14 protein-coding genes are annotated in these 14,618 nt (G+C 46.7%); 3 read left to right on the top strand and 11 right to left on the bottom strand.

Annotated features, from left to right (window positions below; all coding sequences use genetic code 11):
- Positions 1 to 103: 103 nt before the first annotated feature.
- Positions 104 to 457: a hypothetical protein gene (locus tag AT705_RS25455; protein WP_157576970.1), complete on the bottom strand. Its 354-nt coding sequence runs from the start codon at positions 455 to 457 to the stop codon at positions 104 to 106.
- 149 nt (positions 458 to 606) lie between these two features.
- Complete coding sequence (locus tag AT705_RS23765; RefSeq protein ID WP_058795601.1) at positions 607 to 1,104, bottom strand: anthrone oxygenase family protein; 498 nt, start codon at positions 1,102 to 1,104, stop codon at positions 607 to 609.
- A 250-nt stretch (positions 1,105 to 1,354) separates the two neighbouring features.
- Here AT705_RS23765 and AT705_RS23760 point away from each other — a divergent pair, with 250 nt between their 5' ends.
- Positions 1,355 to 1,690: a site-specific integrase gene (locus AT705_RS23760; RefSeq protein ID WP_058798790.1), complete on the top strand. Its 336-nt coding sequence runs from the start codon at positions 1,355 to 1,357 to the stop codon at positions 1,688 to 1,690.
- A gap of 448 nt (positions 1,691 to 2,138) precedes the next feature.
- Here AT705_RS23760 and AT705_RS23755 read toward each other — a convergent pair whose 3' ends face one another.
- The 6 genes from AT705_RS23755 to AT705_RS23730 form a co-directional block, all read right to left on the bottom strand.
- Complete coding sequence (locus AT705_RS23755; RefSeq protein WP_058798938.1) at positions 2,139 to 3,410, bottom strand: sensor histidine kinase; 1,272 nt, start codon at positions 3,408 to 3,410, stop codon at positions 2,139 to 2,141.
- 7 nt (positions 3,411 to 3,417) lie between these two features.
- A complete protein-coding gene (locus tag AT705_RS23750; protein ID WP_058798789.1) occupies positions 3,418 to 4,113 on the bottom strand; it encodes a response regulator transcription factor in 696 nt (231 codons plus the stop codon).
- A gap of 70 nt (positions 4,114 to 4,183) precedes the next feature.
- Entirely contained in the window at positions 4,184 to 4,603 is a 420-nt protein-coding gene (locus AT705_RS23745) for a hypothetical protein (protein WP_058798788.1), read from the bottom strand.
- A gap of 38 nt (positions 4,604 to 4,641) precedes the next feature.
- Positions 4,642 to 5,112 (bottom strand): GNAT family N-acetyltransferase, encoded by a 471-nt coding sequence (locus AT705_RS23740; RefSeq protein WP_058798787.1) that lies wholly within the window; start codon positions 5,110 to 5,112, stop codon positions 4,642 to 4,644.
- Positions 5,113 to 5,471: 359 nt separating this feature from the next.
- Entirely contained in the window at positions 5,472 to 5,882 is a 411-nt protein-coding gene (locus AT705_RS23735) for a winged helix-turn-helix domain-containing protein (protein ID WP_058798786.1), read from the bottom strand.
- 367 nt (positions 5,883 to 6,249) lie between these two features.
- Positions 6,250 to 7,368 carry a type 1 glutamine amidotransferase domain-containing protein gene (locus AT705_RS23730; RefSeq protein ID WP_058798785.1) on the bottom strand — a complete coding sequence of 373 codons (1,119 nt, stop codon included), beginning with the start codon at positions 7,366 to 7,368 and terminating at the stop codon, positions 6,250 to 6,252.
- Between the two features lie 79 nt (positions 7,369 to 7,447).
- On the opposite strand from AT705_RS23730, the gene AT705_RS23725 reads away from it, so the two are divergent.
- Positions 7,448 to 7,903, top strand: coding sequence for a DUF3293 domain-containing protein (locus tag AT705_RS23725; RefSeq protein WP_058798784.1), 456 nt, complete (start codon positions 7,448 to 7,450; stop codon positions 7,901 to 7,903).
- A gap of 11 nt (positions 7,904 to 7,914) precedes the next feature.
- On the opposite strand, the gene AT705_RS23720 is transcribed toward AT705_RS23725, so the two are convergent.
- Together AT705_RS23720 and AT705_RS23715 are read right to left on the bottom strand one after the other, a co-directional pair.
- A complete protein-coding gene (locus AT705_RS23720; protein WP_058798783.1) occupies positions 7,915 to 10,728 on the bottom strand; it encodes an EAL domain-containing protein in 2,814 nt (937 codons plus the stop codon).
- Complete coding sequence (locus tag AT705_RS23715) at positions 10,725 to 11,660, bottom strand: cytochrome-c peroxidase (protein ID WP_058798782.1); 936 nt, start codon at positions 11,658 to 11,660, stop codon at positions 10,725 to 10,727. Before AT705_RS23715 ends, AT705_RS23720 begins: the two co-directional genes overlap by 4 nt.
- 236 nt (positions 11,661 to 11,896) lie before the next feature.
- On the opposite strand from AT705_RS23715, the gene AT705_RS23710 reads away from it, so the two are divergent.
- Positions 11,897 to 14,290 (top strand): response regulator, encoded by a 2,394-nt coding sequence (locus tag AT705_RS23710; protein ID WP_058798781.1) that lies wholly within the window; start codon positions 11,897 to 11,899, stop codon positions 14,288 to 14,290.
- Here the strand turns inward: AT705_RS23710 and AT705_RS23705 are convergent.
- Complete coding sequence (locus tag AT705_RS23705; RefSeq protein ID WP_058798780.1) at positions 14,270 to 14,584, bottom strand: cupin domain-containing protein; 315 nt, start codon at positions 14,582 to 14,584, stop codon at positions 14,270 to 14,272. The genes AT705_RS23710 and AT705_RS23705 overlap by 21 nt on opposite strands.
- Positions 14,585 to 14,618 lie beyond the last annotated feature (34 nt).

The following is a 14,618-nucleotide window of genomic DNA, read 5'->3' as shown; positions in this document are numbered from 1 at the left end:
GGTGTTACCTAAGTTATCTGGATTTGATCAACAAGGCCGTGTAGCGAAGCGGAACTGAGCCAAGCTTTAGCAGTCCCAACTTTATTGCCTTGTTAGGCTGCAATTAATACCGTGCTTTTATTTTATTAAACAACGTCCAAAGAGCAATAAGAAAACAACCAAACATTGCTGAATATAAAGGCATTTGAAAGAAACTTAAATTCATATCTCGCTGTCCTTCATGGCTTGTTTGACTCGCCCATAGAAGACCTATAGAACATAATAAAAGCCATGGAGAAATTGCGATAATCAAGCGAGTTAAGAGGTTACCTGTAGCATATTTAGCTTGAATTATTACACTAATAGCAGGAAAAACTAAGAGGCCACCTACCCAGAACAAAATAGCACTAAAACCTAACAAATGTAATGACAAAATAGTGATAGCTGAGATGGCTATGTTTTTTACATTTTGGTTCAAAATTTACCCTAATCTTTCCTTGTTGCCTAACGCCCAAATAACGCCTCAATCAGAGGCAATAAAATAGCTGGCTAAAATTAGCGACGAAGGAGCAAAAGCCAGCTGTTTTTTGTCCTTTGAATTGACTTGTTAGGCTAATAATAATCACTCTATAGTTTTAAGCTCAAAACTATCAAAATGAGAGAAGCACTGCATGCCATAAAGGTTCTAATCTCATTTGATTTATTCCAGCGAGGCTCAAATTCAATGCGAACTGCTTTAAGCTCCTCTTCGCTGGAATTATCGACGTCTACTTTCTGCAATTTATTGTTCAGTGGCAGATGTATAATAATTGTAGGCATCTGAACACCTAAAATATATGTAGCTAAAGCCAATAACATCAGGAAAAAATCGATACCATCTAATTTTCCAAAACTACTGACAGCGAAAATAATAATAGAAACTGCTGAACCGAGCCAAACTAGAAGAAACAGGGGGTGATTATCCTGAATAATACGATCTGTGACTTGAAAGGCCTTGATAAAACTCTTGTCATCTAGCCCTTTTAAACCTGGCATTACCACTATCGCATAGGAAAAAAGGAGTCCAGCGACTAGCGAACACATCAATGTAGAGAAAACTAATGAAACATCCGAAATAACCAACATTCTACCTCTCTGCTAGATTCTTAGCCTAACAATTTATTCTACCCCAAAATGTCGGTACATAAACCGACAAAACGGGCTGTATTACATACCCTCATAGTCCCACGGCACAAACTCAAAGTAAACAATCGGTTGCAACCTGCAAAAACACACTTGTGTGAAAATCGGACAAAACGGCACGTAATAATGTTATTGGACAATCGCCAAAATACTGTTTATATATCCAGTACCAACCTTGCCAAATGGAACATTCATGAAATCACCTTTTCTACTCATGCTTCAAGAGCAGATGTACCTACGACGTTATGCCAAACGCACCATTGAAGCGTACCTAAAATGGACTGCTGCGTTTATTCGCTTTAACTATATGCAACACCCTACAACTATGGGGGATAGAGAAGTTGAACTATCTCTTAATCACCTGGTAAATGAACAAAATGTTGCTCAAGGTACACAAGCGCAGGCTTTACACGCCTTATGTTTTTTGTATAAAGAGGTACTCAAAAAGCCACTGTCTTTACGACTAAACTTTACCAAAAACCAACGTCCTCGTAAGTTACCTGTTGTATTGACAGACGGGTTTTTATAGAGCGGGTTTTTATAGACATCCAATCATAAATTCACAGATCTATATTGTGGCCAATATCTTTCTTCTGAATGGTTTGCCGACAGACCTCCTTTATTGTCTCTTATCAATGTGTCCGGATCTATTCAACCACTACAACATGTGACAGATAACCCTGGGTAAACACCTCATGACTCCGCTTACCGAATCACGAAGTGGTTTGTGGGCTCTTATGCAATTAGGCACAGCTGCATAGTGTTTAAGTAGATCCCGGCTCGCAACAAGCGTCCGGGATGACGGAGCCGTTTGGTGGTGACGGGGTTGTTTGTGAGGTTCGTCCATAACAGGACAGTACCGTGTGGTCCTTAGGTAGAACCCGACTCTCAAGCGTCCGAGGTGACGGAGTTGTCTGGAGGTGGCGGAGAGGTTTGCCAGATACCCTTTGTAACCTTGTGAGTGAATAAAGACTCAGCTATTGGTTAATCTGGTTGTCTCCATCAGGAAACTTCAGACAAAACACACTACCCGCTTCTGAGCTGGAAACACTCAATTCAATATCCAGCTTTTCACACAAGCGCTTGACCATAGACAGGCCCATACCCATGCCATTGCTATCCGGACCTTTCACGCCCGCTTCAAACAGTGTCTTTAACTGCTCTGGGGCTATTCCCCCGCCGGTATCTGCAACAGTAATGGAATGCGTGCTGGCACTGATCGTCACCACACCGCTGTGAATATGGGTAAACGCATTACCGATCAGGTTATTCAGCAGCAGTTGTAACGCACTTGGGGCAATAGGTAACGCAAGCTTTGCGGGTATTTCTACCTCTACTTCAATCTCTTTACCCGCTATTTTCTCAGCCTGAGCTAAGATGACCTGCTCAACCACAGGTAAAACACGTACACTGTCGTGCGCCAGAGTTTCTTCCCGGGCCAATGCCAGTAATACCTCAAGACTTTGCGTGATTTGATGCTGTGCATCTGCAATTCGGCCAACCAGCTCAGTCTGTTTGTCGCTCAGTGGCGTCTGTCTGAGCAAGGTCAGAGAGCTTTGTGTGATGGCAACCGGCGTTCTTAATTCATGTGAGACATCGCGGGTGAACGCCTGCTCACGATGGATAAAGCGCCGTATTCTTGCCAAAGCCTGTTCCAGCGTCCTGGCAAATACACCAATTTCGTCATTCACAAACTGCCCCGAGAAATTCTGTGGTAAACGCTCAACCGGTGCATCTTCGACTATTTTAACTAAGGTATCCAAGGGTTTAACCAGACGCTTTGCCATTATCAGTGAAGCAAAGGCCAGCACCAAAGCAAGCACCAGCACGCCCCCTGACAACACCAGAATAAATTTCAGCATCCCGCCTTTGATTTTACGCACCACCAGCTGCTCACTGACCTCCGCCAGTAAGTACCCGGTAGGCAATTTTTTGAGGTGGTAGTGGGCAACATCCTCACCGCTAAATTCGACACGGTGTGGCTCTTCTTCAAGCACTTCGCGCACAACCCCAGGTAAATCCGCATGGGCCGGGTAGTAACGAATAAAATCCAGTCGCGGCCTCGGCTGCTGACCTGCCTCAAGTTGAATAGCGATAGTCTGAGCTTCGTCATCCAGCAAAGAGACAAAAAACCGGTCTTCAATGTTGTAAGCAAACAAAAAACTCGCAGCGCCAAACAGTGCACTGATAAACAGCGCAATACCAACAAAAAAAACGACAATACGATTGCGCAGCTGAGTCGCTCTCACAGGCAATTTATCCTTCTATATCAAGTGCAAAACCAATACCGTGAATGGTTTTGATGATCGGGCTGGGAAATGGCTTATCTATGGCCTTGCGCAACTGGTAGATATGAGAGCGCAGCGCATCTGAATCCGTCGGCTCGTCACCCCAAATTCTGTCGCACAGCTCGCTGCGACTCAGCGCCCTGGGGTGGTGCTCCATGAGCAAACGCAGAATTTTAAACGGGATCGGTTGCAGCGTTAACGGAGATCCGGCGCGCTCAATATGCTGAGTTTGATTGTTCAGAGACAAGGCTTTGTCACCTTCCCCCAGGCGCAGTGTGTGTTCACTATTGAGTAAATGGCGCCTGGCAAGGGCATTACAGCGAACCCACAACTCTTCAAGCGCAAACGGTTTAGTCAGGTAGTCATCTACACCAAGAGAAAAACCACTGAGCTTATCATCCAGCGTATCGCGGGCAGTCAGCATAATGATAGGAATATGGCGATTGGCCTCTGTGCGCAGTAGCTTACAGACAGCCAATCCATCCATTTTGGGTAGCATCACATCTAAGACCACACAATCATAAAATTGTTCCAGTGCGAGCTGCACACCCAGCTCTCCGGTGTGTGCAAAGTCCACCACAGCACCCTGTGATTCAATATATTCGCCGATATTGCGGCTCAGATCCTGATTATCTTCAATTAAAAGTACTTTTACTTGCGCCATCCTGGTCACCAAACTAACAGTCATGTAATCACACTACCGCGACTTTCGTGAAAGCCGTGTGAAATTTATCTCAACTGGCCTGCAACCAGCGGCGTACATACTCTAACGATAGGTAATTGCGTTTTAGCTCTAGCCAGGACTCACGTGATTGCTGCCATTGCCACTGTTCATCTGCAATTTTCCTGAGTGAGTCACCATCCTGTGCACGGCTATAAAAAAGCAGATCACCGGCGTTAGCCAGCCTTGGCAGTGCATCGGCCTGTAGCGTCATCGTATACTCAATGTGTGTTCTCAGATTAAGCACTAAGGCAATCAGACTGACATTAGCAGGCTGGTTGACAAGTATCCTCAGCAAAGTTTGCTCTTTGCAGGCAGGGGGCACCTCATTGAGCTCAACAAAAACAGGGCAGAGAGATTCAGTCAGCACCTGTTTTTGGCCCTGAGGCAATGCACAAAACCAGCGAGTGAATTGTTGCAGTGGCGGTGCCATAGCGTTACCTGAGTAGTCCTTTGATTTTTCCCAGCTTATCACACCCTGGTTTTATCGTAAAAAATGTGACTTTGCAGTGTAAAAGACACATCGCCCAGGTCATCTTCAGCTCCCCGTGACCAACCCAGTGCCTGATAAAAGCCATCGGCACGTGTATTGACCTGCGTATACAAACTGATTTCTTCATGTGTGCGACTAAACAACCAGTCACAAGCAAGTGATAACAATGCTTTACCCATACCAAGCCCCTCAAACTGAGGCAAAATAAACAACGCCCAGATAGACCCGTCCTCACTGGCCGCTGATGAAAACCCAACTATCTGGCCATTCAATTCACATACCCAGCTCTTACCTTTACCAGCTATATGCTCCAGGTACATTTGCGGTGTGATCTTACCGGGGTCGGTCAGTTTATTCTCCGTAACCAATAAACGGATTTCACTCATCCTGGCGATATCTTGTTGCCTGGCTTCGCGACAGGCATATGATGTACCTGACATATTAAACATTGGATTGGTTCCTATTGCATTAACCGCCTTGTTTTAAACCATCAAACAGCTAATGACAAGCTTGTCACCGAAGGATCTAGTCAGATAAATAGTAAAACAGTATTGTTACTTTAGAAGAGGAAAACCTGCTGCATACTCAGGTAAATCAGAGGCGAAGAGAGGAAAAGTAATAACATACTAAGCAGCTTAATATGGGCAGGAAAATCGACAAAATTAACCCGCCACCAGCACGCATAGTTGATTTCACATTGGTTTAGTAATGAGGCTACTAACCCAATGCATCTAGTTATTAAGCACGACCAGTGTGAGCGACACAGACTCACAAGACTTTTTACAATAAAAAGCCAGGTTTTTACTGATCACTGTTCTTTGCATGGTACAGCCTGATGAAACCATTTAGCTATCCAACGGAACGGGTTTGGTCTGGGGTCCAGTTCAACCATTAGGTTAAAACTGTAGCCTTTGCGGTAATGCGTTCTGATCACGTCAACCCCAAGTTTATGTTTGGAAACACAGCGCCGTAATTCGGAAACAGCCCGATTTATAGCATTGTTGTCGACATACTCCTGTTGCCAGATCTCCCGGCACAATTCATCCCGGCCAATCACCCTATCTCTATGACAGATAAAATATTCTAATAAGTCATAGATAAGAGGTTCAAGGCGCACGCTTTCACCACAATATGTTAACAACCTTTTCCTTTTGTGTAGCTCATAGGGCCCAAATACTGCACGGCTAAAGTCAGCATCATATTTATCATTTAACTTCATGATGATAGACACACTTCCTTTGACGTTTTGAGTTATCAAGCAAGCTTAGTGTAGCGTCTGACAGGACTTTTTAAAATCCGAATTGCGATGAAAGTACATGACTTTTGTTAATAGAACAAATAATAAGTTGAACCAGCACAGGTGCAAAGATTTATTCACATTACACAAGTAAAAAACAAATATAAAACAAATATTATACATACGGTAGTTTCTGATTGCTCTGGGCAAATTTTTTCCCACTCTTTATACCGTTATTAGTGACAATGAACATAAAACAACCAGCCATTCAGCTATTAGTAAATTTCATAGTTAATGCGGCAGGGGCAAAGCTCACCTCTTTGCCGCAGTTTTTTAGTCCGAAAACACATTACAGCCTGGCCAGCATGGCCTTTATTTTTTCATTATTAGGGTACGTTTTTTGCGCTCGTTGAAGGCTAGACTTTGCCTCAATCAGGTCATTTTGCCTGACGTACGCTTGTGCAATGGTCAGCTCAATCATAGGGTGGTTAAATTTTGATTGCGCAAAAGTCATCAGTTCAATTGCATTGTGTAATTGTAATTGAGTTTTGGCATACCGGGCCTGATAGACTCCTATCATAGCTAACATCTGCACATCATATTGCTCCGGCGATTTCTGAAATTGTGCCATAGCAGCAGCTTTGTCTCTGAACAGCAGCTCAGCCAGCTTAACACTCCGGTCATCCTTATAAGCAGGCGCATTAACCTCTTCAACCCCCATGGCTCGCACCATGGCCACCGCTGTATCAGCAGTAGAGAAAGGGTTCTGACCTGTGATCAGACGACCGTCTATCGTGACCTGATTCAGCATCAGTCCGTCTTGCTCAAACAAGCCACCGCGCTCTTTAAGCTTGTCTTCCAGTAAAAACTCAAACTGGGGACGCCACTTTTTACCAAAAGCCGTTTCTTCTAAGTTTGTAAAGCCATTTACTCTTTTACCGTCGACCAGGTATGCGCCACTGCTCAGCTTCACATCAACCAGGGCTGCCGGACCGTGACACACAGCCCCCACTATGCCCTGCTGCTCGTAGATTTCCCGGATCAGGCGCTGTAACTCGCTATCCTGGTGCAGATCGAACATGGGTCCTTTGCCACCAACGATAAATACGCCGTCAAACGCTTGCCCATTGAGACTAGCAAGCTTAACAGTATCAGACAAAGCACTCATCGCCTGCGGATCACTCAAAAACGCCTTGTTGTAGGATTTATCCCGGTTATATTCATCTGCCAGAGGTTGTCCACCCGCAGGTGAAGCCAGAGTGATCTGAATGCCATTGTCGCTGAATACCTGATAGGCCTTGCTGAGCTCGTCAAATTCAAAACCCGGTTGGATTGTTTCTCCATCAACCTGTTTACCATAACTACTCAACACCATCAGTACGTGCGGCTCCTCCGCGGCGGTGGCCGTGCTGATAGCATTAATGCTCACCAACGACCATAAAGATGCAACCATTAATTGTCTTTTCATTATCGAGTCTCCTTTGTTTGGACAGATTCACCGTAACGCTGATACTGTGAAGCCACTGTGAAGTAACTCGTGAAAATACATGCACCGTCAAATTGAAAATGAATTGTGGCAGCTCTACCAGGACGTTTGGTTCAGACCATGTTCTGCGCTACCGGCAGCCCCGAAAGGCGCAATCATCAGTTTATGGAATCCACTGGGCATAAAGCGAACACTTGCCGAAAACCGACGGTTTCAACACCTGCTCTATCCGGCATTGAAGCGCATAGGCTATAAAATGCACCCGCTTTGGGGGGCCAATGCCAGCCTTGATTATCGGGAATTCAGCGTATTGATCGTATGTTCAGAGCGAGCAGCCGCCCGACTGGCGGCGCTGTGTTATCAAAAAGCGTATTATTTCGTGCAACAAGACCAGGTTTGCTTACACAACACCCATCACTCTCAGCAGCGAGTGCAACTTAGCGCGTCATTTCAAACCCGCATAACTTATGACGCACTCCCTGCACATAATGCAGCCATTCAGGACCTGAGCCAGTAACCCTTGTGCGTCTAGGCAAGATCCTGGAGGTGATTTTGAGAAAAGGTCTTACACCAGACCTCAAGTTCACTGAGTGACATAGGTTTAGCATACACATAGCCCTGCACCAGATCACACTCCATTTCCTTGAGACCTTCAAGCTGTGCGACATGCTCCACGCCCTCTGCAATGACAGACAACCCAAGGCTAGCCGCCATTGATAATATGGCACGCACCAGATTTTGTGAGTCCGGAGCATGTGCGAACTCATGGATAAAGCTCTTATCAATCTTGATGGTGTTGATGGGAAAACGGCGCAAATAGCTTAGCGAGGAGTAACCTGTACCAAAATCATCAATCGATAAATGTGCCCCCGTTGCTCTGAGCCCTTCTAGCCAGGCGAGGATGGCTTCATCATCATCGAGCAGAATACTCTCCGTGATCTCAAGAGCCAGATTGGCCGGCTTGAACCCGGTCTGAACCAAAATATGCCGTAAGGTTGTAGCATTGAAGCCCAGCCGGTATTGCTGACTGGAAATATTCGCCGACAAACAGCAATCCAGCTCGAGCGTACGATTTAAAGCTGCAATGTCTGATGTGGCGCGCATCAGCATCCACTCCCCTAGTTCAGAGATCAAGCCACTTTCTTCCGCAACCGGAATAAATTCATCCGGTGCAATGTATTGCCCCTGATGTGACCAGCGAGTCAGGGCTTCAAAGCCATGTAGCTGGCCTGTTTTAAGCTCGATGATGGGTTGATAGAACACCTCCAGTTCATTACTTGTTATGGCTCTGCGAAGCAATTGTTCCAACTCTACGCGTCGGTTAACCTGTTGCTGCATTGAAGGGGCAAAATAATGATACTGATTACGACCGCTTTCTTTTGCTTTATACATAGCCAGGTCGGCCCGGCGCAGGATCTCCTGTTGCTCGCGAGCATCATCAGGCATAATGGCAATGCCAATACTGGCGCCACTGATCACCTCAAACCCTTTGATGGTGAAAGGCTGAGCCAAACAAGCAAGGATCTTTTCTGCCACTTTTGCGGCATCCTCAACCTCACTGATCTGACTAAGCAACAACACAAATTCATCGCCACCGAAGCGGGCCAGGGTGTCGGTACGTCGCACCAGATGGTTCAGCCGATTGGCCACTTCCAGCAGTAAATTATCACCCGCGTCATGCCCCATTGCATCGTTAATGCGCTTAAAGCGATCCAGGTCGATAAACAATAACGCACTCAGATGAGGTTGACGCTCAATTTGTTTCAGGTCCTGACAGATCCTGTCCAGCAACAGACGCCGATTTGGCAGCCCGGTAAGCGCATCATACATCGCTTGATAGGCTATTTTGGCTTCCTGTTCCTTGCGTTCTGTCATATCGGATAACACCGCAATATATTGCTGAACCTGCCCTTGTTCATTCTGGACGGCACTGATGGCGAGCCATTCGGGGTAAACCGTACCATCTTTACGGCGATTCCAGATCTCAGCCGCCCACTCACCTTTGGTTTGCAGGGTTTGCCACATATGCTCATAAAAACGTTTATCGTGACGGCCCGAGCTAAGCAGGTTCGGCTTTTTTCCCAGGACTTCCTGCTCCTGATATCCGGTAATGCGTGTGAAAGCCGGATTCACCGCCATTATCTCCAGCTCTGCATTGGTGGTCATGATCCCTTCCTGAGTCGCCTGATAAACCGCTGCCGCGGTTTTGAGCTCCGCTTCAACTTCTTTAAAATCAGTTACATCCACACTGATGTAGACATATCCCCCCTCAGCAGTACGCGCATGACGAATTTGCAACCAACGTCCATGTGTTGTCCTTTGTAATCGTTGTGGTGTGTCGCTTTGTTCATGAACAAACTCCGACTGGCGTTGTTGCCACTCACTCAGCGTTTGCGGAAACTCAGACCTGGAGGCTACCCCGTAGTGTCGCAGCCAGCACTGATTTGTCAGCATCAGTGTTCCCTCGCTGTCATAGAGCGCAAAGCCTTCCTGCAACCGTTCTATGGCATCATGCAACAACTGGCTGGCTTGCAATGCATGATTTTTGGCTTTGTTTAACCGCTGTAAGATAAACAACAAGGTCAGCAACAGCACCACCGCCAGGCCAAACAACTGTTCACTCAAAGTCCGGGTCTGCCTCAACTGCGAACCGTGTAAGTCCATTTGTGCCCCATAAAGGCGAGCAAAGGCCTGCTTACTATTGATGGCCAGATAGTCCTGGCGCGTCGCATGGACCTGACGGTAGTATTCAACGGCAACCTGGATATGATTGACAAAACGACGACTGAGTAAAGCATGGCTTTGTGATATGACGGTCGCGTCTGCCAAAGTCCGAATACGGGTATCCAGCAACAGTTCATCCAGTGGCTGGCCTGAGGTTACCAGGCTGGCGAGTATGGTACTGCCAAGTAATGCCTGTGGATGCTGCGTGGCAATCATTTCATCCAGTACCACAGGCAAATAGGTCAGGCCATTGCGCATCCCCACGGCCTGGGTTTTCAATTGCTCCATCAGTGCCATCTTGTGTCTGAGCAACCTGAGGTAAGCAAGAAATTCGATGCTAACGTGCCGATTTTGCTGCTTATTTGTCAGCTGCTGTAATGCCCTGTCCAGTTGCTGTAGCTCGTCAAAATGGCGTAAGCTACCCACACTGAGTTCAAGTGCAAACTTATCAAGTTTGGCATCGATGGATTTGGCATCAAACAAATGAGATACCTGCTCATGTTGGCGCTCACCAGTAGCGATATGGGCGCGAAAGAAGTACACCATCAAAGCCGTCAGCACCATCACCAACAGACACTGGCCAATAACAGGGAAATTGAGTTTCATTGAACGCTTCATTGTGTCATTTCCTGATGCTGACCAACCAGGCTTTCCAGAAAAGCGGCAATGGCCTCTAGCTCTGCCTGGCTGAGTGAGCGGCCAAGCTGATATCGGGCCATGGTATTGATAGCGCCTGTCAGGCTTTGCTCACTACCATCATGAAAAAAGTAAGTTTGTCTCGCGGCCAAACGCAGACCCGGCACTTTAAAAGTAAACTTATCGGCCTCACGACCCGTCACGTTATATCGACCGTAATCTGCAGGTTCTATAGGAGTACCACGATCACCAAAGTAGTCACCAAACGTGCCCATTTTAGCGAACATATTGCCACCCACATTTTTACCCTGATGACAATTTATACAGCCGTAGTATTTAAATAAGAGATATCCCTCCTGCGCTTGCTCAGACAAAATCCCCTTGCCTTGCAGCCACAGATCAAAAGGCGCATTAAGGGTAACTAAACTGCGTTCATAGTGAGCAATGGCATCACTGATGGCATCACTCGACAACCCACCTTTATAAACCTGTGTAAAGGCGCTTACGAAGGTTTTATCCTCATTGAGGGTGGCGATCAACATAGGCCAGGTGGTGGCAAATTCTTTGGGGTTTTCTACTGGAAGCGTGACCTGAGCTTTTAAATCAATGGCTTTGCCATCCCAGGCCTGACGAATATTGAATACTGAGTTATAGACGGTAGGTGCTCTCACGTCACCAAGCCGCCCTGCGACTCCTTTGGAGCGGGCTGTGTTGTCAGCGCCATGGGTTGCCAACTGATGGCACGAAGCACAGCTTACTTCGTTATTACGAGACAGCCGGGTGTCAAAAAACAATTGCCGACCCAATGCAACCTTGCGCGCATCCGTTGCGACACTGTGCAATGGTAAAATGGGCTCAGCTGCGACCCATACCGAACCGAACAACAATGCCCAAATCAGAAATTTCAGAATCACGCTTTAGTACCACTCATAGGGGCTAAACACCTTACTAATGTAGCAGTCCTTAGTCCTGGCTGACTTGATATGGAATAAAGAATCGACGATCTCACAAAGCACTATTCTGCAAAAGCCAGCTTCGCCGGTAACCCTCCTCTTATATCAGCGGGCCGGGGAGAAAAATTGCGATAACGAGAGGTGCAAGCCAAAATATTGTCTAAACTTGTGAGATAAGAAGCTTTTTAATCTGATATATGCAATTAAAAACGCGCCTGACGGTGATCCTGGGATTAACAGCACTGGCCCCGATGCTGGTGATTTTCTTACTGGCAATGTTACACAGTACAGAGCAGGCAAAACGTCTGAGCATTTCAGCTGCTCAGGCCAAAGTTTATAATGCAGCTGCTATTTTCGACCGCTATTTCGCTAAGCGCAAAAGCGAAGTGGCGACCCTGGCACGTCAACCAACCATAAAAACCATGGACTTTGCGGACATCTCACCCATTTTGCAAGCAGAAAAAGCCGCCCATGATCAGACTTACGAAAAGTTCATTATTGGGCGCCCCGACGGCAGCTTTCACAATACCGAAGGCGGTAATCCCTTTCAAAATATGCTCCGTACCTTCGATGATGAGTCACCACAGGCACGTAAAAGAACCATTTCGCGCCGCGATTATTGGCAGCAAAGCATTGGCCGAAATGTAGAACAAAACGCTGAAGTTTATGTATCTGAGCCGATGATCTCCTACACAACGGGCGTTAAGCAAATTGTGGTCGCAGCAACCATACTGGCCAATGATGGTAAAGTAGCTGGTTTACTGGGGGGCAGCATTCCCTGGCGCGAGATAGACAGGCTGGTACAGGCCGTTTCCAAGCAGGTTGTCCATCAGTTTTACGACAATGCCCGGTTTATGCTGGTATCTCAGCAAGGGATTTATATGTATCACTGGCAGCCGGACAAAGTCATTCAGCTCAAACGCGAACAGGGGAAATTTGTTGTTAATGACATTGGTGAAAAAATCGCGATACGCTTAAAAGTTACGGAAGAAACAGACCCGCAACTTAAAGAAATCGGCCTGAAGATGATTGCGGGCTTTAATGGCTATGCGCAGCTGGATAAAACCCCCACCCGACCCAAATCTTATATTTTTTATGCACCCGTCAAGTCCTCAGGGTACAGCATCGCCTTAACTTTACCCGAACATGTGGTGTTCGCCCCGGTGTATGAACTACGTCAGCAGTTGTTGATTATTCTGGCATTTGCCATTGCCATTTCCTTGCTGGTTGCCTGGCGCTTTTCAAACAGCATATATCAGCCCATTGCCAAACTCACCAAGGCTGCACAGGCGCTGACTCAAGGCAACTTTAATGTATCTTTGTCTACCCGGGGCAAAGATGAACTGGCCAAGCTCAGCCGTGCGTTTGCACAGATGCGCGACAAAGTATTCCAGCGCGAATCTGAGCTGGAACACAGAGTGGAAGAGCGAACTCAGGCACTCGAACTGGCGAAACTCGCCGCGGAAGAAGCGGCCAATGCCAAAAGCCGCTTTCTGGCTAACATGAGCCATGAGATCCGTACACCCATGAATGGCATTCTGGGCACCCTCCAGTTACTCAACCAACAAAATAGCTTTAATGCAGAGCAAACCACCCTGATCCGGGTTGCCAATGAGTCAGGGCAGAGCCTGCTGACCCTGATTAATGACATTCTGGATATTTCTAAGCTAGATCAGGGCGAAGTATCACTGTACTTCGAGCCCTTTGACTTATATGCGGTATTGCACCATTTGGAGCAAATATTCAGTGAAAAAGTCCTTGAAAAACGGCTAAGATTTCAGCTGGTAATTGGCGATACGGTGCCCAAAGAGGTGGTCAGTGATAAGCACCGTTTGCAACAGGTTTTGCTCAACCTGCTCAATAATGCCATCAAGTTTACCCACGAAGGGTTTATCCGCCTGGAAGTAGAAAACATCGGCAACATGGAGCAGGTAATGCTCAGGTTTACCGTGTCAGATAGCGGCATAGGTATCGCAGAGGACAAGCTCCCACAAATTTTTAACCCATTTTATCAGGAAGATGAAAGTACTACCCGGCGCTATGGAGGATCCGGGCTTGGCCTGTGCATCTGTCAGCATATTATTGACTTGTGCGGTGGTCACCTCAACTGTCAATCAGTGCAAGGAGAGGGATCTCAGTTTGACTTTAACTGGCCAGTAACCACGTGCTGCCTGATTTATTCAGAAGACAGCGATCAAGTGACGCTGGGAGAATTACACGGCCATATTTTGTTAGCGGAAGATAATGCGGTCAATCAGATTGTCACTAAGGCTATTTTAGAAAAACTGGGTCTCAGCGTCACCATTGTTACCGACGGCCAGCAAGCCTTGCAGCAACTGGAAAAAGAACACTATGATCTGGTGCTAATGGATATGCACATGCCCAATATGGACGGCATAGAAGCGACAAAAGCAATTCGTAGAATGCCTCAGCACATGCAACTCACGATCATCGCCCTGACAGCCAATGTATTGATCAAAGATATTGAAACCTGTTTTGCCGCGGGTATGGATGATTACATCAGCAAACCCATTGCACTGGACAAGCTCCAGACCGCACTCGACAAATGGCTATCGATAAAAAATGGCTAACCAGACTGTCTCCTGCTCGGGGTCGGTCCAGCTGACTTTATGCTTACAATGGGCTGGAATGTTGATGTAATCGCCCGCAGCCAGACGCTCAACCCGGCCATCTTCAAATGTGAGCTCACCTTCGCCCTGCAGCACCAGCACCCACTCATGCTCATTTTGGTCGTACCATCCCTGAGACGGTGAAGTATGCCCTTTAGAGACGATCCGCTCAATTTTAAGCTGCTCATGAAACAAAAGTGTCTGAAAGACTTCATCGCTGAGATCAGCTGGTAAGTTAGCAAATAAATTGTTCATTCATGACCCGGAAAACTGATATTGATTGCGAAAA

Source organism: Pseudoalteromonas rubra (assembly GCF_001482385.1).
Taxonomy (GTDB): domain Bacteria; phylum Pseudomonadota; class Gammaproteobacteria; order Enterobacterales; family Alteromonadaceae; genus Pseudoalteromonas; species Pseudoalteromonas ardens.
Note: the sequence above shows the minus strand (reverse complement) of the source record. Positions and strands in the feature narration are given on the sequence as shown.